Annotated in this window: 21 protein-coding genes; 11 read left to right on the top strand and 10 right to left on the bottom strand. The window is 65.3% G+C overall.

What is annotated here, in order from left to right; translation table 11 throughout:
• Positions 1-6: 6 nt before the first annotated feature.
• The 4 genes from FOS14_RS07155 to FOS14_RS07140 are packed head-to-tail and all read right to left on the bottom strand — an operon-like array spanning position 7 to position 2,595.
• Entirely contained in the window at positions 7-483 is a 477-nt protein-coding gene (locus FOS14_RS07155; RefSeq protein WP_143769576.1) for an SRPBCC family protein, read from the bottom strand.
• A 23-nt stretch (positions 484-506) separates the two neighbouring features.
• The gene (locus FOS14_RS07150; protein WP_143769575.1) at positions 507-1,010 is read right to left on the bottom strand and encodes a hypothetical protein; all 504 of its coding nucleotides are present in this window, start codon (positions 1,008-1,010) and stop codon (positions 507-509) included.
• Between the two features lie 8 nt (positions 1,011-1,018).
• Positions 1,019-1,405 carry a hypothetical protein gene (locus FOS14_RS07145; protein WP_143769574.1) on the bottom strand — a complete coding sequence of 129 codons (387 nt, stop codon included), beginning with the start codon at positions 1,403-1,405 and terminating at the stop codon, positions 1,019-1,021.
• Positions 1,387-2,595 (bottom strand): hypothetical protein, encoded by a 1,209-nt coding sequence (locus FOS14_RS07140; protein WP_143769573.1) that lies wholly within the window; start codon positions 2,593-2,595, stop codon positions 1,387-1,389. The genes FOS14_RS07145 and FOS14_RS07140 overlap by 19 nt, the downstream gene beginning before the upstream one ends.
• Before the next feature lie 111 nt (positions 2,596-2,706).
• On the opposite strand from FOS14_RS07140, the gene serS reads away from it, so the two are divergent.
• Positions 2,707-3,969 carry a serine--tRNA ligase gene (serS, locus tag FOS14_RS07135; RefSeq protein ID WP_143769572.1) on the top strand — a complete coding sequence of 421 codons (1,263 nt, stop codon included), beginning with the start codon at positions 2,707-2,709 and terminating at the stop codon, positions 3,967-3,969.
• A 43-nt stretch (positions 3,970-4,012) separates the two neighbouring features.
• On the opposite strand, the gene FOS14_RS07130 is transcribed toward serS, so the two are convergent.
• Together FOS14_RS07130 and FOS14_RS07125 are read right to left on the bottom strand one after the other, a co-directional pair.
• Positions 4,013-4,486, bottom strand: coding sequence for a hypothetical protein (locus FOS14_RS07130; RefSeq protein ID WP_143769571.1), 474 nt, complete (start codon positions 4,484-4,486; stop codon positions 4,013-4,015).
• Positions 4,487-4,747: 261 nt separating this feature from the next.
• Positions 4,748-5,947 carry a DUF4185 domain-containing protein gene (locus FOS14_RS07125; protein ID WP_370512185.1) on the bottom strand — a complete coding sequence of 400 codons (1,200 nt, stop codon included), beginning with the start codon at positions 5,945-5,947 and terminating at the stop codon, positions 4,748-4,750.
• A 221-nt stretch (positions 5,948-6,168) separates the two neighbouring features.
• Here FOS14_RS07125 and FOS14_RS07120 point away from each other — a divergent pair, with 221 nt between their 5' ends.
• The 4 genes from FOS14_RS07120 (at position 6,169) to FOS14_RS07105 (ending at position 10,303) form a co-directional block, all read left to right on the top strand.
• Entirely contained in the window at positions 6,169-7,008 is an 840-nt protein-coding gene (locus FOS14_RS07120; RefSeq protein ID WP_221936668.1) for a GAF and ANTAR domain-containing protein, read from the top strand.
• Positions 7,009-7,148: 140 nt separating this feature from the next.
• Positions 7,149-8,363 carry an MFS transporter gene (locus tag FOS14_RS07115; RefSeq protein ID WP_143769569.1) on the top strand — a complete coding sequence of 405 codons (1,215 nt, stop codon included), beginning with the start codon at positions 7,149-7,151 and terminating at the stop codon, positions 8,361-8,363.
• Between the two features lie 39 nt (positions 8,364-8,402).
• A complete protein-coding gene (locus FOS14_RS07110) occupies positions 8,403-9,338 on the top strand; it encodes a neutral zinc metallopeptidase (RefSeq protein WP_143769568.1) in 936 nt (311 codons plus the stop codon).
• Positions 9,339-9,370: 32 nt separating this feature from the next.
• Entirely contained in the window at positions 9,371-10,303 is a 933-nt protein-coding gene (locus tag FOS14_RS07105) for a DMT family transporter (RefSeq protein WP_143769567.1), read from the top strand.
• Here FOS14_RS07105 and FOS14_RS07100 read toward each other — a convergent pair.
• A complete protein-coding gene (locus FOS14_RS07100) occupies positions 10,300-10,653 on the bottom strand; it encodes a hypothetical protein (RefSeq protein WP_143769566.1) in 354 nt (117 codons plus the stop codon). The genes FOS14_RS07105 and FOS14_RS07100 overlap by 4 nt on opposite strands.
• Positions 10,654-10,746: 93 nt before the next feature.
• The gene (locus FOS14_RS07095) at positions 10,747-11,085 is read right to left on the bottom strand and encodes a hypothetical protein (RefSeq protein ID WP_143769565.1); all 339 of its coding nucleotides are present in this window, start codon (positions 11,083-11,085) and stop codon (positions 10,747-10,749) included.
• A gap of 145 nt (positions 11,086-11,230) precedes the next feature.
• Between FOS14_RS07095 and FOS14_RS07090 the strand changes: the two genes are divergently transcribed.
• Genes FOS14_RS07090 through FOS14_RS07080 form a run of 3 tightly spaced genes read left to right on the top strand, consistent with a single transcriptional unit; the run spans position 11,231 to position 12,563 of the window.
• A complete protein-coding gene (locus tag FOS14_RS07090; protein ID WP_143769564.1) occupies positions 11,231-11,677 on the top strand; it encodes a hypothetical protein in 447 nt (148 codons plus the stop codon).
• Between the two features lie 47 nt (positions 11,678-11,724).
• Positions 11,725-11,946: a hypothetical protein gene (locus FOS14_RS07085; RefSeq protein WP_143769563.1), complete on the top strand. Its 222-nt coding sequence runs from the start codon at positions 11,725-11,727 to the stop codon at positions 11,944-11,946.
• Positions 11,943-12,563, top strand: a complete 621-nt coding sequence (locus FOS14_RS07080) for a maleylpyruvate isomerase N-terminal domain-containing protein (protein WP_143769562.1) — start codon at positions 11,943-11,945, stop codon at positions 12,561-12,563. The genes FOS14_RS07085 and FOS14_RS07080 overlap by 4 nt, the downstream gene beginning before the upstream one ends.
• Positions 12,564-12,705: 142 nt before the next feature.
• Here FOS14_RS07080 and FOS14_RS07075 read toward each other — a convergent pair whose 3' ends face one another.
• Positions 12,706-14,232 (bottom strand): Rieske 2Fe-2S domain-containing protein, encoded by a 1,527-nt coding sequence (locus FOS14_RS07075; protein WP_143769561.1) that lies wholly within the window; start codon positions 14,230-14,232, stop codon positions 12,706-12,708.
• Positions 14,233-14,396: 164 nt separating this feature from the next.
• Here FOS14_RS07075 and FOS14_RS07070 point away from each other — a divergent pair, with 164 nt between their 5' ends.
• From FOS14_RS07070 to FOS14_RS07060, 3 genes are read left to right on the top strand one after another with little or no spacing between them, the layout of a single operon-like run.
• Positions 14,397-15,188: a 1-acyl-sn-glycerol-3-phosphate acyltransferase gene (locus FOS14_RS07070; protein ID WP_143769560.1), complete on the top strand. Its 792-nt coding sequence runs from the start codon at positions 14,397-14,399 to the stop codon at positions 15,186-15,188.
• A gap of 3 nt (positions 15,189-15,191) precedes the next feature.
• Complete coding sequence (locus FOS14_RS07065) at positions 15,192-15,962, top strand: 1-acyl-sn-glycerol-3-phosphate acyltransferase (RefSeq protein WP_143769559.1); 771 nt, start codon at positions 15,192-15,194, stop codon at positions 15,960-15,962.
• Between the two features lie 10 nt (positions 15,963-15,972).
• Entirely contained in the window at positions 15,973-17,121 is a 1,149-nt protein-coding gene (locus FOS14_RS07060; RefSeq protein WP_255450133.1) for a lipase family protein, read from the top strand.
• On the opposite strand, the gene FOS14_RS07055 is transcribed toward FOS14_RS07060, so the two are convergent.
• Positions 17,122-19,185: a CocE/NonD family hydrolase gene (locus FOS14_RS07055; protein ID WP_143769558.1), complete on the bottom strand. Its 2,064-nt coding sequence runs from the start codon at positions 19,183-19,185 to the stop codon at positions 17,122-17,124.
• Positions 19,186-19,361: the final 176 nt, after the last annotated feature.

Genomic DNA, 19,361 nt, shown 5'->3' with positions numbered 1-19,361 from the left:
GGCCGACTAGCCCGACTGGAGCTGGTTGGCGAGTTCCCGCAGTGACTTCTTCGCGTATCCGTGCCAGAACCTTGCGAACGCCGGCGCGACGAGTCGCGTCGCCCCGCTGCGCGGCCGCAGCGTCCACTGCCAGGTGATCCGCGTGCCCGTGCCGTCCGGTTCGAACAGCCAGCGCCCGTCGACGTGCGAGAACAACAGCGCGAGCGGGCCGCGAATGTTGGTCAGCTGATACGAGAACGAGCTTGGCGCGTCCACGGTGAGCAGTTCCTCGCGGATGCTCCCGCCGTCGGCGAGGTGCACATCGCGCGTCTGGCCGGGCGTGCCCCACTCGCCGTTCTGGTTACGCACGCTCTTGATCGGCGGGATCGGGCCGTGCCGGTACTTGAACAGCGATTCCAAGGGAATCGGGAGCGTGCCGTAAAACGCCTTGTCGACCGGCACCGCGACCTGGACCGACTCCTGAACCTGCGTGGTTGTCGCCATGGCAGCTGACGTTAGTGCAGCCGCTAAATCTGGTCGACCCGTGCGGTGATGCGTTCGATGAGCGGCTTTTGCGCGTCGCAATTTGCCGTGCTCCCAGCCATCTTGGCCCGATCCGGATGAATGGAGATGGTGAGCCGGTAGTTGTCGTAGAAGATGCCGACGTTGCAATTGCCCCGTTCTTCAGAACCCACCGAGACGGTGTGGCCGCCGATTCCGAAGCTGCGGACCTGCATCGGTTTGACGTTTTCGAACCCGGGCGGCGCGGTCATGAGGCCGACCTGCAGCGAGTTGAAGCCTGCCATGGAGGTCCACTCACAGAACGGGCCGGTGGGATCAGTTCGCCTGGTCGCACGAACCTGCGCGGGGTTTTCAAAGACGGTGGCCAGGTCGCTGGAGTCGACCAGTGCACAGGTGTCGGTGGAAAGCCAATCGGTCGGCGCGGCACGATTGTCGTTCTGGTTGCCGCAGGCAGCCAGCGATCCCGCGGTCGTGGCGAGGGCGATCAGTCGGAAGACGATGGTATGCACGGTGATTCCTATTTGTCGGTGACGAGCCAGCTATCCGGTGGCCCGAAGTCATCTGGTCGGTTGGATGTCTGCGGTTCGGCGACGTCGACGTGGATACCGAGTCCGGCGAGGGCCTTGACCTCCGGCGGGCAATCGGCAGAGCTGATCACGTCGCGCCACGATCGCTTACCCGCGAGGACGTCGGAAGCCGCCTGCTGCAGCGTCTTCGATGCCTGCGCAGACCGAGCCATCCGCATCAGGTCGGCTTTGTCGATCCGGTTCAGCGGCGTCGGACTGAACTGTCGAGCGGCGAATTCCGCTGTGCGGCTGGCAAGGCCGCCGAGCGAACTCTCGAAGCGCTGCAGCGCGGCGTCGGTCGCTGGCGAGGGCATGTTCATCAGCTGGCGTTCTCCCACGCCGAGCTGCCTTGTGGCGCAGCGTATTTACTGGTAGGCGCGCGCAGGACGGCTCCGATACCTGCCACTCGAACAAGGTCTTCTGCGAGGCTGGCGCCGTCGGCCGCGTCGCGGACCTTCTCGCGCAGCGGCACGAGGTTCGCCGGCGTCAGGTCGGCCGGGTTGTGCAGGGTGTCCAGCACCGCACGGGCGTCCTCGATGACCTTCTTGATCTGGTCGAGTAATTGCTGGATCTCGTGGTGCAGGTCCACCAGCGCCGAACCGATTTCGTAGGCCTGGACACCGAGGGTCACCACCCAGCCACCCGGTACGAGTGTCGTCGCAACCTTGGCGAATACGTCGCGCAGCCCGGACTTCACGATCCGGTTCCGGACCACGTCGTTGATCTTCTGCAGGATCACCGTGGCAACGGACTGGATCTGCTCCGACGTCGCCTGCAGGACGCGTTCGGCGATCCGCCCGAGCGGCCCTTCCCATTCGAGAGCCCGGGCGAGCCGACCGGCATAATCCAAAAATTCCAACGCCGCCTTGCCATCCCACGTCGAATTAACTCGGTCCGCGCCACGATCGAGGTTCTTCGCGACGTCCTCAGAAGCGTTCCCGGACTTGGCGAAAATTTCCCCGGCGCGCTCGAGTTCCGTCCAGTTGCCCGAGAGCGGTTCGATCACCATCAGCAGCGGACTCCATGGTTCGTCGCGGATCCAGCCGGTGATGGTGCGGATCGCGGCGTCAACACCGCTGACCACGCCGCGGGTTTCATCGATGACCGAGGCCACGTCCGCGGCGGCGACCTCGGGCGGTGACAGGTCGGACGGTTCGGACAGCGGAAACCGTGCTGCGCCGGGCATTTCATCGACCGAGTACCGTGCCTCGGCACCCTCCTGAATGCGCGCGTGCTGATCGGCGATCGAGTCGGCATTGGCCCGATCCTGGGTGTTGTACCGCCAGCCAGCCTTCCGCAGATCGAAACCCAGCGATTCCAGTCCTTGCTGACGCGCCAGCAACCGGGTTTGGGTATCGGCGGCGAATCCGTCGATCGCGGGTTTCAGCGCCCACATGAGGCCGTGATAACCGTCGCTGTGCGTGGCCAGCGGCAGCAGGCCTCGAGCCTGCTCGGCACGCACCGCCAATTCCTGTGCAAGCGTGCCCATGCCGAAGATTTCGGCGCAGTCGACAGCAAACGATTCCATGGCGATTCCCCCCTTGACAGCTCAGTGCCCCGTCACTGCGATACGACGCCGCAGACCACCGCCCGGTTCCACCTATCTGGGCCGACCGCGCTCCCAAGTAGGCTGCACACCGTGATCGACCTGAAAGTTCTGCGGGAAAACCCCGAGCTGGTGCGTGCGTCGCAACGGGCCCGGGGGGAGGATCCGGCGCTCGTCGACGCGCTGCTCGAGGCCGACGCGTCGCGGCGTGCGGCGGTCGCCGCTGCCGACAACCTGCGTGCCGAGCAGAAGGCGTTAGGCAAGCAGATCGGCAAGGCGTCGCCGGATGAGCGCGCTGCGCTGTTATCTGGTGCTCAAGAGTTGGCCGCCAAAGTCAAGGCCGCCGAGGCCGCGCAGCACGAGGGCGATGCCGCGTTGGACCGGGCGCACCGCGCGATTTCTAATGTCGTCGAGCAGGGCGCTCCGGCAGGCGGCGAAGAGGATTTCGTGCTCCTCGAAACCGTGGGGGAGCCGACCAGCTTCGACTTTGAACCGAAGGATCACCTCGAGTTGGCTGAGTCGCTCGGTCTGATCGACATGGGGCGCGGGTCGAAGGTGTCGGGTGCGCGGTTCTATTTCCTGACCGGTTACGGCGCGCTGCTCCAACTCGGGCTGTTGCAACTCGCTGCCCAGAAGGCCACCGCTAACGGATTCACGCTGATGATTCCGCCGGTTTTGGTGCGACCTGAAATCATGAGCGGGACAGGCTTTCTGGGGGCGCATGCTGACGAGGTGTACCACCTCGAGGAGGACGACCTGTACCTGGTTGGCACCTCCGAAGTGCCGTTGGCCGGCTATCACTCCGGCGAGATCCTCGACCTGAGCGCAGGGCCGAAGCGCTACGCCGGTTGGTCGTCGTGCTTTCGGCGGGAGGCCGGCAGCTACGGCAAGGACACCCGTGGCATCATTCGCGTCCACCAGTTCGACAAGGTGGAGATGTTCAGCTACTGCAAGCCCGAAGACGCGGCTTCCGAACACCAGCGGTTACTCGCGTGGGAGCGCGAAATGCTCGCTGCCATCGATGTTCCGTACCGGGTGATCGACGTGGCGGCCGGCGACCTCGGCAGTTCGGCGGCCCGCAAATTCGACTGTGAGGCTTGGGTTCCCAGCCAACAGACGTATCGGGAGCTGACGTCGACGTCGAATTGCACGACGTACCAGGCTCGTCGGTTGTCCATTCGCTATCGAGATGAGAACGGCAAGCCGCAGATCGCCGCGACGCTCAATGGCACCCTGGCCACAACCCGCTGGATCGTCGCCTTGCTCGAAAACCACCAGGAGGCAGACGGTTCCGTGCGCGTCCCCGATGCCCTGGTGCCGTTTGTCGGCGTCAAGGTGCTGACCGCACAGGGTTGACAGTGCGGGGCCTCCGGCAGGAAGCCCCGCACGACACAACTGTTTACATTTCGCCCTTCGAGTGCAGGGTGTTGTAGAACTGCACGCCGCTGGCGATGCCGACCGGTGCGCCCACCGCAATGCCGCCGATCGTCGCGCCGATGCCCGCGCCGGTGCCGCCGCCGACCAGGCAGCCCAGGCCCGCAAGGATGGGGGAGCCAACGACGGTCGGCAGGCCCACAAGACCGCCGGTTACGGCGCCGAGCGGGCACCCGATGGCCAGGCCGATGCCTCCACCGGCCATTGACCCGGCTGTCGCTGCCAACCCGAACTGGGTGGCCGCGACACTCAACGCGCTGTTGAAGTCGTCAGTGGCATCGACATTGTGCAACGGCAACGCCGGCGGCGCGGGGACGATCGCCGGTGCGGCCGGCGCTGCCTCGGACGGCGCCGGTGCTGCTGCGGCGATGCCCGTCCCGAGCGCCGAGGCGGTGACTGCGAAGGCCGCAATGGCGGCGGCGCGGCGGATCTTGTTCATGAGCTCTCCTTGAGTGACGCATCAGGGTGACGCCAACCGATTCGGCACTTCCGGCTGAGCCCGGAAGTGATTGTTCCGACCGACACCGCGTCTGGTTCGGTTGGCCAAAGCGAATCGGCTAACCGGTTATTTGTCTGGTATCTGGCAATGCGAAAGTTTTCCCAGCGTTTATTACGGGGGTGTAACTGTCTGTGAACGCTGTCCTAATTCCGATTGTGCGCAGAAAAAAGACCGTGCGGCACGTGCTCGCTCAGCCAGTCGTCACAACTGCGTGCGCAGCAGCATCACGTTGTAATCCGACCAAGTCGTCGCCAGGAAATAGAGGTCCGACCCCGACGACCAGGGATGGATGTAGGCGCCGTACAGCTCGGGTACGTCGCGCCTCGACACCAGGACGGTGGGGTCGCTCCACGGCCCGGTCGGGGTGGCGGATGTTCGCATGACGATCGAGTTGCCAGCATCGGTGTAGAGGGTCAGGTACTTGCCCAGGTAGGCGTTCCACTGCACAGACATTTCGCTGACCGGTCCAGGGATCACCGGTTTCGCCGCGGTCGGGTTGCCGGGCACCCATGTGGTGCCGTCCCAGTACTCGTACTTCGGAATGTTTCGGATGTCTTCGGGCTTGAACCGCGCCAGTCGGGCATCGCCGGCACGTCCCGGCGGCGTGCCGAACTCGTAGATCCAATCCTTGTCGCGGAAGTACGCGCCCATCTGAAAGTTCTCGAAGGTGCCGGCGACGTTCGGTCGAACGGTGAGCGGGTCGACGGTCCAGTTCTCGCCGTTGTCGTTCGAGAAGGCGAGGCCGGCGTAGTTCGTCACCCATTCGCCCGGCTTGCCCCACGACCGCACTGACATGAAGTCGATGTATTGGGTATCGCCGATGCTGATCGCGGTCGTGGGGATCGTCGTGACCTCGACGCCGGAGATCTTCTGGCTGGCAATGATCTGCTTGGCGTGTCCCGGCCGGTCTTCCGGCGCGCTGTCGAAGCTCATTCCGTCGCTCAGGTTCCGGTCGCCGCTGCGCAGCAGGACGTTGCTGCGCCAGTCGCCGACGAAACCGCACAACGGGTTGAGGACGAATCCGAAGGTATCGCCGAACGCGGTCAGGATCTGGCCCTTGCCGTTGTCCCACATGATTCCGAGGTCGGTGCCGAGCACGCTGAATCGTCCGGTGGTGTCGTTGGGGCTCATCGGGCCGGTGAGGTGTGCGATCGCCGTGGTTTTGCCGCGCAATGTCGGCAGCTTGCCATCGTGGCCGTTCAGCCACGGAATCGGGTTTGCGGCGCCCGGGGCAAGGCTGCCACCAGACCCGGTCGAGCTTCCGGAGCTTCCGTTGCTACTACCGCTGCTGCCGTTGTCGCACCCGTCGGCGGCTGCGTGCGGCGCGGCAACCGACACCAACAGGGTTGCCGCAATCGATGACACGACGGTCAGCAGCAGGCCGGTGCGCGATCGAGACACACTCTGCAAGTTAACAGCAACCTCACAAGCATCAGAAATCACTTCCGTAACGATCTGTGACAAGTCCGGTGGCTCGGCGGCGCGCAGACCCTGCGAGCGTCGCGTGGAGCGTTTGCTTTCCTGGTGGATCGGGAAATCGGGCCCCGGCGAGGTTGCGGCACCACGCCAAAAATCGCGAGGACTGGCGGCGCTCGTCGCTGGCTGGGTCGAAGGGATTAGCCGTGTTGACGGGGAATGAACAAGACTGGCACGCCGACAAGCAACGGTTCGCCGACCCCGACGCCACCGGCGAGACGCTGGGCCTGGGCCCGTTGGCGCTGCAATTCGCGGCGCTCACCGGATCACTGCTCCAGGTCAAATCGGTGGGTGACGTGTTGCAACATGTGGTCGACGCGGCGCTGGTGGTCATCCCTAATGTCGACGTGGCAAGCGTGACCATCCGAAATCCCGAGGGCGTCTTCCATACCCCCGTGTACTCCGACGAGGTCGCTGTTCGGCTCGATGAACTGCAATACGAGCTCGGGGAGGGACCTTGCGTCGACGCGGCCATCGTCGACGGTCCCGGAGCGGCCGAATCGGTCAATCTGCACAAGGACAACCAGTGGCCGAAGTTTTCCCGAGAAGCCGTCGAACTCGGGATCTGCGCAGTGCTGACCACGGCGTTGTACCCGGAGGCGATCGGTCAGGCCTCAGCTGCGGCGCTGAATCTCTACACCCGTCGTCCGCGCGGGTTCGAGGAATACGACCGGGCCGCCGCACTGCTTCTGGTGACCCATGCTTCGCTCGCGCTGGCGCATACCAGCGCGGTCACCGCAGCGGACCTGCAAGCCACCCAGCTGCGGGCCGCGATCGACAGCCGCGATGTGATCGGCCAAGCAAAGGGCATCCTCATGGCACGGCGCCAACTGAGCGCCGATGACGCCTTCGATCTGCTCCGCCGCGCCTCCCAAGAACTAAACATAAAGCTCGCCAATGTCGCGGCCACCGTGGCTGCACAGCATCAACAGTTGGATCTGAGCGACGGACGTCCGCAAGCCCCCACGGATTTCGCGGAGAAATGACCCGCGGCGTCTTGCCCCGCCCGGTTCGGCCGTCGAAATTCGGTTGACCGGCCACCAGTCGGCCCGGGAGAGTGTTCGTCATGACTATCCGCCATGGCGAATCTTGACTTCTCTCCCAGCGATCGCTGTTCCTGCGCGCGATCGTCTTCAGCGCAACCCGTGACCTGATCCCGCTCTACGGCCTGTACGAGGTTCTCTTCGCTGACCATGGGCTCAGTACCGCCCAGATTTCGTCGCTGTTGGCCATTTGGTCGTTGACCGGCTTCGTGCTCGAGGTGCCCTCGGGCGCCTGGGCCGACACGGTGTCGCGACGGGCACTGCTGATTCTGGGATCCGCGCTACTGGCTCTCGGTTTCGCGATCTGGACGTTGGTGCCGTCGTATTGGGGTTTCGCTGCGGGATTCGTGTTGTGGGGAACCAGCGGTGCGCTGCAATCGGGCACCTTCGAGGCGTTGCTGTACGACGAACTTACGGCGCGCTGCACGACCGACAGTTATGCGCGCATCATCGGCTATTCGACCGCAGCCGGTGAGACTGCGGCCTTGTTGGCCACGTTGACCGCAGCGCCGATGTACAGCTGGGGCGGCTACGGCCTGGTGGGCTGGTTGAGTGTCGGCGCTGCGTTGGTGCACTGCCTCGCTGCGGGTGCAATGCCCAGCGCGCCGAAAGCACTCGAGGTGGCCGACTCGGCGACCAAGCCCGTCGGCGCGTACCTGGGCATGTTGCGCAGCGGCGCGGCGGAGTTCCTAGCCCGGCCGCGAGTTCGGTTCGGTGTCCTGCTCGCCGCGTTGCTGTACGGCTTCACTGCCTTCGACGAGTACTTCGGTCTGCTCGCCCGCGCCGAGGGCGTTGCCATCGCGACGATTCCGCTGCTGGTCGGCATCACGCTCGCCGGACAGGTCGTTGGGACGGCCTTGGCCGGACGCACCGCGGCAATGAGAGCACGGACGATGGTCGCGGTGCTGCTCGCCGCGGCCGGTCTGCTCGCAATCGGCGCGCTGCTGGGTGGCCCGGGCGTGATTGGCGCGCTTGGCTTCGTGGCGCTCGGCACGGCCTATGGCGCGATCAACAACGCGGTTATCGTCACGGAAGTGCGATTGCAGGAGGCCATCACTGGCGCGGCGCGCGCCACGGTGACCTCGGTCGCGAGCCTGTTCAGCGAACTCGTCGCCCTGGCCGTATTCGGTGCTGTCGCGCTGGTGTCGATGTGGTTCTCGCTGCCGACCGTGGTTGCCCTCCTCGGCATTCCGGTCGCCCTGGCCGCTACCGCCGTGCCGCGCTGGTTGCCGCGCCACCAGCCACGCCGGCATGCAGAAGTGGAGGTTGTTGTCTCGGATAGTGCAATGACAGGTTAGATTCGCTCGAGATCAGCGCGCGGCCAGGAGGCAACCTAGGTGAGCGGTAGCCATCGTCAGCGTCATCTCGGACCCAGTGTGGCCGTCTTGGTCGTGGCGCTGGTTGCCTTTATCGGGTTGATCATTGCCGTGCGGGTGATGCGATCCGATGGGACAGAACGTGTCGGGGAAACGTCGACGGCCTCGGATCACGCGGTGGTGGTGACCACGGCGCTCGCCCAAAGCGCTGCACCGAGCGTCACCGCCACGACAACGCAGACGACTGCCACGACCACCACACCGGCCGACCCGTTGGCCCCGATGGCGGCCAACCCGCTTTCCTCGGCGGTGCAATCGGTGGCGCGTCGTGGCTGCCCGCTCCCGCCGTGGATTTCCGACCCCGTCGCAATGCAGCAGTTTCTTCAGGCGGCGCTGGCGTGCCTGGACACGGCATGGCAGCCGGTGCTGGCGGCGCTGAAGGTGCCATTCCAGCCGGCGCGAGTGGCGCTAGGCGGGGTCGCGGGTGACGACTGCGGTCGACCACCCGAGCGCAACAGTTTCTACTGCGCAGGCACGATCTACCTCGATCCGGCCAGCTTCCTCGGCACCAACGCGGGCCCGCAGGCCGTCCCAGCCGCGGCTGTCGGCCTGTTGGCTCACGAGTACGGCCATCACCTGCAGCAACTCAGCGGACTGCTGCCGGCGGTCGTGACCGCCATGAACGAGGCCGGCCGGCAGTCGCCGCTTGGCCTCGAGGAATCTCGGCGCACCGAATTGCAGGCGCAATGCCTCGCCGGCATGTTCATCGGGGCAAGTTTCGACGCAGGCAGCGTTCGCCTTGCGCAGCAAGATAATTGGTCGCGCGGAGACCAGCCGGGCAGTACGCCTGATCACGGCCAGCCCGCGAACTTCGGCATGTGGTTCACCCGCGGGGTCGATCGCGATTCGCTCGACGTGTGCAACACGTGGACGGCTCCCGCGTCGAGCGTCAGCTGAGGCGCGCCTCGCGTGCTGGCACAGTGGCAGGAGTGAATCGGCACGTTGTGGGGTTGGCTGCGGCGCTGGCCATCGGGTTCGCGGTAGCGGTGCAGGCCCGCATCAACGGTGAACTCGGCGCCCGCCTCAACGACGGGATAGCGGCCGCGTTGATCAGCTTCGGCGTCGGGTTGGTGCTGCTCTGTGCCGGGCTATCCGTCAGTCCCCGGATGCGCGCCGGACTCCGTCAGGTGCGGGCGGCGTTGGCTCGCACCCAGCTGCGCCCCTGGCATCTGAGCGGTGGGCTGTTCGGCGCATTTCTGGTTGCCTGTCAGGGCATTACGGTGTCGACCATCGGCGTCGCCGAATTCACGGTCGCCGTGGTGGGCGGGCAAATTCTCAGCAGCTTGCTGGTTGATCGCGCCGGAATAGGTCCCGCAGGCGCCGAGCCTTTGACGGTGACCCGAGTTGTGGGTGCCGCATTGGGCTTGGGTGCAGTCGTACTGACCAGTGCGGGACAACTCGCCCTCGACTCGGGCGATCTGGTGCTTGCCTTGCTGCCGGCGCTCGCCGGGATGGGATTGGCGTGGCAGCAGGCCGTCAACGGACGAGTAGCCACGGCCGGCGGCCCGGCGGTGGCGTCATGGGTCAACTTCAGCGCCGGAACGATCATGCTGGTCTGCGTGTTCGCAATCGCGGGAGCCGTTCGCGGCTGGCCGCGGCAGCTGCCGACGCAAGCATGGCTCTATGTCGGCGGTGTGCTCGGGCTCGTGTTCATCGCCATTGCCGCGGTGGTGGTCCGCTGGATCGGCGTGCTGTTGTTGGGACTCGCGTCAGTGGCCGGTCAGCTGATCGGCGCAGTGGTGCTCGACATCGTGACACCCGTCGGCCACCACCTCACCTGGGTGCCGGTGGCGGGAGTCGTCGTGGTGCTTGGCGGTGTCGTTGTCGCGGCGTTGCCCGCGGCCGTACGGCGGCGTGCCTAGCCTGAGGTGCTGGCCGCCGGGCCCCCGGCGACGGAGTTGGCCATGCCGACATACGGCGCACTCATGCTTGTGCAGCCAGCGCCGACGGCTGATCCCGCGGCGAATCCGCCCTGGGTCTGGCCGGAATTGGCCATGATGACCCGCGGTCCGCCCGTATCGGCCGAACCGACCAGTACGCAGGTCCAGCCCTCCCTGGCCGCCGTGCCCTGCTGATCGAGCTGAACACTGACCTGACCGTTGCCGGGGCCTGGCATCAGCGTCGGCAGGGCCGCCGCGTAGCCAGCTCCGAGCAAGACCATGGATGCCGTGGCGGCCGTGGCGCAAGCGGCTCGAGCTGTGGTGCGCTTCATGGGTACGCCTTCCTTTGCGAGGGATGTGTTCGTCTGCCGTATTCCCGGTTTGGTGACATTACGAACTTCGCCAGAGGCGTACCCGGAGCCGATTTACGTGCCCTTTTGGGCTGTGCCGTTGATCATGGTGACGTACGGCGACTGCATGCCTCCGCACACCGCCGTGACAGCGGCGCCGTTGGCGAAGCCGCCGGGTGAGTCGCCGCTGTTGCCCATGATGACGTGCATGCCGCCGCCGTTGTCCGCGCCGCCGAGGATGCACGTCCAGCCCTCTTTCGCGGCTTTTCCGGCCGTGTCGAGGCCGATCGTGACCGTGCCCGGGTCGGTACCGGCGCCGAGCGTCGGCGCGGCGGCCGCATAGCCGGCGCCGAGAATCAGTAGAGGTGCTGCAATCGCCGACGCACAAATGGCCCTCACGGTGGTGCGCTTCATGGATACGCCTTTCTGTGGGACGGAACTTTCTGATGTCGTGTTCCCGGTTTTGCAAGATCTTGAAACATCTTCGGTAGCGCGGTAATTGCTGAGGGTTTCGGCCTGTCGCTTGCCAACGCACTACCAACGGCACCATTCTTCGAGGGTGAGCGCTCAAGGAGATCACCCGCGCAGTCCGCTGGACGGACTGGCCGCGAAGTTGCGACTGCCATTCGGGACGCCCGATTTCATCGATCGGATCATCCAAGGCGCGACGGCGGAGGCCGGTCGGCGCACCCTCCAGATTTTGTTCACTACCTGGGACCAGGCCGGCGGGGGGCCGTTCGCTGCGAGCGCCGCCGGGGCCGCTGGTGCCAGCAAGGCGACCGATTTGATCCAGAGCCAAGTCGCCCCGATATTCGAGCGCCTCCTTTCCGCGCTCGGAGCGGACGACGTGATGTTCCGGGCCCAGTTGTGTGCGTCGCAGCTCGTGGGTGTCGGGATGATTCGCTACGGCGTGCGTTCGGACCCCATTGCCTCGATGGACCGCGACCGGTTGGTCGATGCGCTGGCGCCGACGATGCAGCGCTACCTCACCGGTGAGCTCAAATGACCGTGCGCAGGTGTCTTGCGCGAGCGGGTGCGATCGCGGCGATTGGGATGGCTGTGCTTCCCGCGCTGCCCGCGGCCGCTCAGCCTGAGTTGCCACTGCCGGCTCGGTCGGCCGATCTGCCACTGCCGGCTCGGGCGGCCGATCTGCCACTGCCGTGCGTGTGGTTGCCGACCATCTTGATCTACCCACCGCCTCCGCAAAAGTTTCTTTGTCAAACGCCGTGGGGAGACATGGTCATCACCGTTCCGCCGGAGTTGGCGTTCTCGTGACCCAGCCCCGCCAGGTTTTCGAGAATGCTGCGCGCAGTTTTGTCGACCTGGTGCACAAGCTGGGTAACGAGTGCTGGGATGGGCCCGGACTCGGGGAGTGGGATGTTCGTTCGCTCGTCGGGCACACCGCCCGCGCGCTCGTCACGGTGCAGACCTACCTGGACCGTCCCGCCTCGGTTGAAGAGATCACCAGCCCGCAGGGTTACTACGTCGCCATCAAGCCGGTGCTCGCGCGAGACTCAACTGCCGCGGCGGGCATCGTCGAGCGCGGGCGGCAAGCTGGCGCAGACCTAGGCGACGACCCGGCCGCTGCCGTCGCGGCGCTGTGCGATGGCGCGCTGAGCCGGTTGGGCCGCGTCACGGGCGCCCCGATCATCGAGACGATTGCCGGCGGGATGCGACTGGATGCCTACCTTCCGACGCGAACCTTCGAGCTGGCCGTCCACAGTCTGGATATCGTCGCCGCAACCGGTGTCGAGCATGAGGTGCCGAGTGACGTTCTGGGTGCCGCCGCCGAGCTGGCCGCGGGCATCGCCGTCGAATTGGGTGAAGGCGCGCACCTGCTCGGAGCACTTACGGGCCGCCACCCGTTGCGGGAGTCGTTCTCAGTGGTCTAGGCGCGAGTCGAGTTAGGCGTTTTCGACGCCCCAAGCGAAAAAACCGTCAAAAACGCCTAATTCAACGGTCGGTTCCGGTCGCGACCGCCACCTGCGGGCTCTTCGGTCGGTTCCGGTCGCGACGCCACCTCCGACGGTCGGTCTACAGCTTCCGCGCCCTTAGCTCATGCCCGCGCGAGGTCTTGCACCGTCCGCTCTCCAGATCCCACTGCCAACCGTGCAGATTGCAGGTCAGCGTCGATCCCTCGACCACACCGAACTTGGACAGATCGGCCTTCAGGTGCGGGCAGCGTCGCTGCACCTCCCAGCCGTCGAGCTCGGTGCTGGCGCTGTCGTCGTGCGTTTCGGCGAACCACCCGTCGGCGTAGGCGATGCGCTCGTCGGAGAGGCACTTGAAGAAGGTGTAGAGGAACTCGTTGTAGCCACCGACCCGCCACGCCTCGAACCGGGTGGACAGGAAGATGCTGTTGACCCAGTCGGGTTCGTTGTCCCGCAAGACGGTCCGCACCAGTTCGGGCGCGATACGGAAGCCGTAGCGGTACTTGCCCTCACCCTCGATCGGCTCGCGCACGACACGCTTCGGGAAGTCCAGCACCACGGTTTCGTTGCCGAGCACCAGACCCACCGGGTAACCGATGCCGTCGCAGATCAAGTCGGTCTGCGCCATCAACGGTTCGAACAACGCCTTCAACGGCTCCAACAACGGCTCGCCCTCGGCGGGGGCCCACGTAGCCTTCTCCGCAGCGAGTTCCGGCGCCCGTCGCTTCGCCATTTCCTCGATGTAGGCGGCCTTGTTGTCGAAGATCTCCATTGGGTCGCTGGGGTGCGTGACCGAAACCTCGGCCCCGCGCAGATCGGCAGTCGAACCTGGGATCATCAGCAGTCCGTTGTCCTGGCCGTGCAACCGCATCTGCTCGAGGAACACGATCTGGTCCGGGAAGATGTTGCCCTCGTCGCCGCGGTCGTCGTTGAGGTAGCGCAGGTCGTCGTCGAGAAACACCGGCGGGCCGGCGGACGGCACCACCCAGGTCGCCCCGATCTGCTCGATGTAGCTGCGGGCGCGGTCCATGCCGCGCTGGCGCTTCTGCTTGCCGAAGTTCGACTTGGTGCGGCGCGGAATGTCGTACACCATCGGGTACCAGATGGCGCCCGAGTACTGCAGCAGGTGGATGTCGATGGTGCCGAACTGCTCGTGCAGCACGTCCATGTCAACCGGTCGGGCGTCGTTCATGTTGAAACAGGTGGTCTCGCCGTCCGACACCACCAGGCCGCTGTCACCGATCGGGCCGTCCGCCGGGGCGCGCAGGGCGATGATCATGATGTCGAGATCCCCGACCCGGTGCTTCACCGAATCTTCGGTCTCGAAGAACTTGTGAAAGCCGAGCGCCTCCAACTCGCGCTGCAGGTCCGGCACCGGGTAGTCCGGCAGCAGCACGGTGGCGTCCTTGTTGACGTACTTGCTCAGTGTTGCCGGGTCGAAGTGGTCTTTGTGCAGGTGGGAGACGTAGAGGTAGTCGCAGTTGCCCAGCGCCGCCCAGTCCAGTTCGGAGTTGTCTGGGAACGGGAACCACGACGCGAAGTACGCCGGATTCACCCATGGGTCGCACAGAATCGATCCCGCTTTGGTCTGAATGTGGAATCCGGCGTGTCCGATGCTGGTGACCTGCACAGTGCCTCCTGGTAACCGACTGCAGCTAACCAGGGTAGGCGGTCGGCGCTGCGAGTGAGAACATGCGCAGGTCCGCGGAAGCGGGGGTCCCCCACTGATCGCTTATGCAAGCAGGGGTCCCCATCCTCCCGATGAAGGGCGGCCAGCCGACTACGCTGACCGCTGTGGAACCTGTGTATTTCCCGATCATCGGCCTCGCACGAACTGTGCTGGCGCTCGAGGGACTGAAGTTCACCGTCACTGGCGACGAGCACATCCCGGCCAAGGGCGGCGCCGTCATCGCGATCAACCACACCGGATACATGGACTTCGTCTATGCCGGGATACCGGCGCGCACCGAGAAGCGCTACATCCGGTTCATGGCCAAGAAAGAAGTCTTCGACAACAAGATTTCCGGCCCGATCATGCGGGCCCTCAAGCACATCGAGGTCGACCGCACGGCCGGTGCCGACTCCTACCAACAGGCCGTCGCCGCACTGCGCAAGGGTGAACTCGTCGGTGTGTACCCCGAGGCCACTATCAGCCGCAGCTTCGAGATCAAGTCGTTCAAGACCGGCGCGGCGCGGATGGCCATCGAGGCGCAAGTGCCCATCATCCCCATGGTCATCTGGGGTGCCCAGCGCGTGTGGACCAAGGGCTTCCCCAAACGGCTCGGCCGCACCAACACACCCATCTCCATCAAGGTTGGCGAGCCGATGTATCCGCCACACCCCAACGCCGGTGATCTCGGCACCAACGCCGTGGCGCTCACCGAACAGTTGCGGTCGACCATGCAGCAATTGCTGGCCGACGTGCAGAAAGACTACGAACACCCGCCGGGTGAGTACTGGGTGCCGGCGCGGCTCGGCGGCAGCGCGCCGACGTTGGAGGAAGCCGAGGCGCTCGATGCCGCCGACACGGCGAAACGCAAGGCCGCCAAGCCCACTGCTGTCGACACGGAGGCGGTGACGGAATAGCCCATGGCACGCGAATTGGTATACGACGTTCTGAACGTCTTGGGGCGGACCATGATCGCGGCGCAAGGCCTGCGGATCCAGATCAGCGGCCAGGAAAACATTCCGCGCACCGGCGGCGGCGTCATCGCGGTCAATCACACTGCCTACCTGGACTTTCTGGAGATCGGACTGGTTGGGCGCAACTCGGGGCGCAATGTGCGCTACATGATGAAGGGTGAATTGGAGCAGAACCGGATCGTCGGGTTTCTCATGCACCAGTGCAAGGCGATTCCGGTCGACCGCAATGCGGGTGCGCAGTCCTATCACCGCGCGGTCGATGCGCTGCGGGACGGCGAACTGGTGGTGGTGTATCCCGAGGCGACGATCAGCCGCAGCTTCGAGCTGAAGGGATTCAAGTCAGGCGCGGCACGAATGGCGCTCGAGTCCGACACTCCGATCATCCCCATGGTCATTTGGGGCGCACACCGGATCTGGACCAAAGGCTTCCCGCGGAAACTCGGGCGCCACAACATCCCGATCAACATCGAGGTGGGGGAGCCGATTCATCCGGAAGCGGGCGAGGCTCCATCAGCCCTCACGGCCCGATTGCGCGAGGCCATGGAGAAGCTGCTCGAACAGGCCCAAGAGGGCTATCCCGCGCCGGCCGGTGAACCCTGGGTGCCGGCACGGCTCGGCGGCGGTGCGCCGGACCTGGCTCGCGCCGCCGAACTCGAAGAGGCCGAGTACGCCGCCCGCCATGTGAAACGTCCGGGTAAGCAGCCTTCCGAGGATTAGGCTTGGCGCCGTGGCCACGGCATCCGGGGGGAAGGTCCGGCGCGACATGCGCCGCTACCTATTGATCGTCTGCATGTGCGCGCTCAGCGCAGTCCTGCCCATGAGTCCGGCGCACGCGGACCCGACGACACCCGGCACTGTGACAGCGACCCGTGGCCTACCGCGGGAGCAGTGGGCCACGGGGTCCGCGCGCTCGCTGGTATTCACCTACTGGTCCGAGGACGGCTATGGCCGGCCGATGCAGAGCAATGCTTTTCTGTATCTGCCGCAAGGGAATCCGCCGCCCGGCGGCTGGCCGATCATGGCTCGCGCGCACGGCACGACCGGTATCGGCGACAGTTGCGCGCCGACCGTGACCGGTGTCGGCCAAGGGGTGCTGGACTGGATCGGCAACTGGAACCGGGACGGGTTTGCCGTTATTGCAACCGATTACGTCGGTCTTGGCACCCCTGGGGTGCACCCCTATCTCGACGGCGCAGCGGAAGCGCACAGTGTCATCGACAGCGTGCGCGGCGCACGGGCCATCGACCCGAACCTGTCGACGCGATGGGCGCCGATCGGCCTGTCGCAGGGTGGTCATGCGTCGTTGTTCGCCGCGAACATGGCGAAAAGCTACGCACCGGAACTGGACCTACGCGGAGCGATCGCGTTGGCGCCGCCGTCGCATCTGGAAGACCTGACGGTGGTAGCCAATCCGTACACGCCACCGCTGCCGCTCAGCGGGACGGTGACGTACGTCGGCTACATCCTCACCGGATTGCGCGCCTCCCGACCGGATCTCGACGTGAACAGCTACCTGACGCCGCTTGGCGTCAACGTCGTGAATCAGCTGGAAACTATGTGCGCGGCGCAGGCGGATCAGGCCTTCGCGAACGTCTCCATCGGTAGTCTGTTCGCCCGGCCCATATCCGGTACGCCCCTCGACGCCGCTGTCCGCCAGGAACTTGCGGTTCCGACCACCGGTTATAACCGGCCGATCTTCCTGGCCCAGGGAATCCGCGACACCACCGTGCCGGCTCCGCTGACGTTTGTCCTCGCCGCGCAACTCGCCGCCAACAGTGTCGATCTCACCTTCCGGGTCTACCCGGGCGATCACTCGGAACTGTTTTTCGAAAGCCTGCCCGACACCTTGCATTTCGCCGAGCAGATCTTCCGGTAGTCAGGCGATCGGCTGGCTGAGCGGAACGTTCACCCAGCTCGGCGAATTCGGGTCGAGCTGCAGATGTTGCTGGCGCAGCCCGCTCTCGTTCAGCAGCGGCCGCAGCAGCAACCCGCGCGGGAAGTTGCCGGCAAAGACGTCCACCCGCAGGCGGTGTCCGGGCTGCAGCACGGCGTCGGTCGCGGTCAGGCCCACGTCGAGGGCGGTGGGCTGGCCGGGCACGATCGGCTGACGCGTCGACAGCGTCAGGGTGTGCACGGGTTCGGTCAGATCCCCGTTGGCCGAGCGGCGACTGCGGGACTGATCGAGCGCACGCAGCGACGCGGTGAGCTGCCCGGAGGTCAATACCGTCGAACGACCATCAGGCGCAACGTCATTGAGTGTTGCGTTCCAGTAGCCGTCGGTGGCGTCGAGGACCGTGTTCAGATGTACGTTCACCGGGCCGGAGATGATTGTCGGCGCATTCACGGGCGCGCTGGTGAACGTCAAGCCGTTCAGCTCGTTCGGGCGCGCGTCGGTGGTGCAGCCGACGATGATCGCACTGACTCCGGCGGTGATTTGCGCGTTGTCGCGCGAACACAGGCTCATCACTCCCGGTCCGACGGTGAGCCGAGTGTCGCCGGGCGCCGGCGCCGGGGTGAGCGATCCATCGTGCAGGCTCGTGTTGGTAGTGCCGCTCGGGGCGGCCGACAGGTACATGCGCCGGTAGTCGACGCCCGCTTGCGGGAAGGTCGGCGAGGTGATCCAGCCACCGCCCTGCTGCCACAGCGTGGTTGGGCCGTACTTCTCGATGCCGTTGTCGATTCCCTTGAGCCAGTGGTCGAACCACGCCCGCTGTAGCACGTCGAGCCGCGGCGGGTTGCCCGGCTTACCGAATCCCGAGCCCCCGTTGAGGTGGTAGGTGTCGCCCATTATGAGTTTCTTCTCGGTGGTGGGCAGCGGGATCTCGTTGTAGATGGTGGGTTCGGAGTTGGTGAAGATGTCGTGCCAGCCGCCGATGACGAACGTCGGAATGCGGATCTTCGACGGATCACCCTGAATGCCTTGGCGTAGTGGGGTGCCATCCTCGAGCAGCGCTTGCAGTGACGGCGGTATGTCGTTGACCGACGGCGTGGTAAGCGCGGCGATCAGCAGGTCGAAGAACGTGAACGGGCTCGCTTCCCGGTCGGCTAGCCATTTCATGTCGAAGTTGCCCTGAAATATCGACTGCACGTTCGGGACGAGTTTCAGGGTGTCCACCAGCGCGAGCCACAGCGGGATGAAGCCGACACCGAGTCCGCCGCCGGTAGCCAGCACGTCGCGCATCAGGTCGCTGCCCGGCTCGGCCGGGAAGATTGCCTTGAGCGCAGGCGGATTCATCTCGGCGGCCTTGACCTGGTTGATAGCCGAGTAGGACACCCCGGTCATCCCGACCTTGCCGTTGGACCAGTGCTGCTTGCTGGCCCAGTCGATAACCTCGACCGTGTCCTGCTGCTCGCGCTGCCCGAAAACCTGCCAGATGCCCTGGGAGAAGCCGGTTCCGCGGACATCGACGACCACCTGGGTGTAGCCGCTCTGAATCAGCTTGCGGTCGACGGTGAAGTTGCGCATCAAACCACCGTTGAGCGCCTGGGTGAGTTCGGTGAAGCCGCTGAATGGTGTACCCGAAAAGTTCAGGTCGCCAAGCCAATTGAGCAGGAAGTCGGAGAACCCGGGAATCGACTGCGCCGAGTCGGTGAGCATCGAAATGAGCTTGGTGTACGGGGTCATGTTGACCAGCGTCGGCGTCGGCGTGTCGATCGGCCGCCCAGCCGAATCCGCCGGCCGGTACACATTGGCCTTCAGCACGGTGCCGTCACTCATGGTGATCGGCACATCCCAGTCGATGTGCACGGTCGGGTACTGCGGTGGAGCGTCTTGGGTTGCTGTCCACTGGGCGGCGAGCGATCCACCGTCCGGAGGCAGGGCCGTTGATCCGCTGAATGCCGGTTGCGCCACGGCCGTCGGTACGGCGAATCCGGCAAGCACCAGAGCCATCACCGTGAGCGCTGGTAGGCCGAACCGCAGACGTCTCCACATCCTCATTGACGCGACCGACTTTCGAGTTGTCGTGACCGGGCGACGCTGGCGTGGGTGTTGCAGCGTTGTTGCTCTTCCGTAGCGGTGTTGTGATCATGCAACACCGGTGTGATTTCGACAACCACATGTTTCAATCCGGTCCGGATTGACCGGATGGGCCGAGTCCCTGCGCAACTCCGCCA

Origin of the sequence: Skermania sp. ID1734 (assembly GCF_007489285.1) — a bacterium.
Lineage (GTDB): Bacteria > Actinomycetota > Actinomycetes > Mycobacteriales > Mycobacteriaceae > ID1734.
This window is presented reverse-complemented; position numbering and strand designations above follow the sequence as displayed.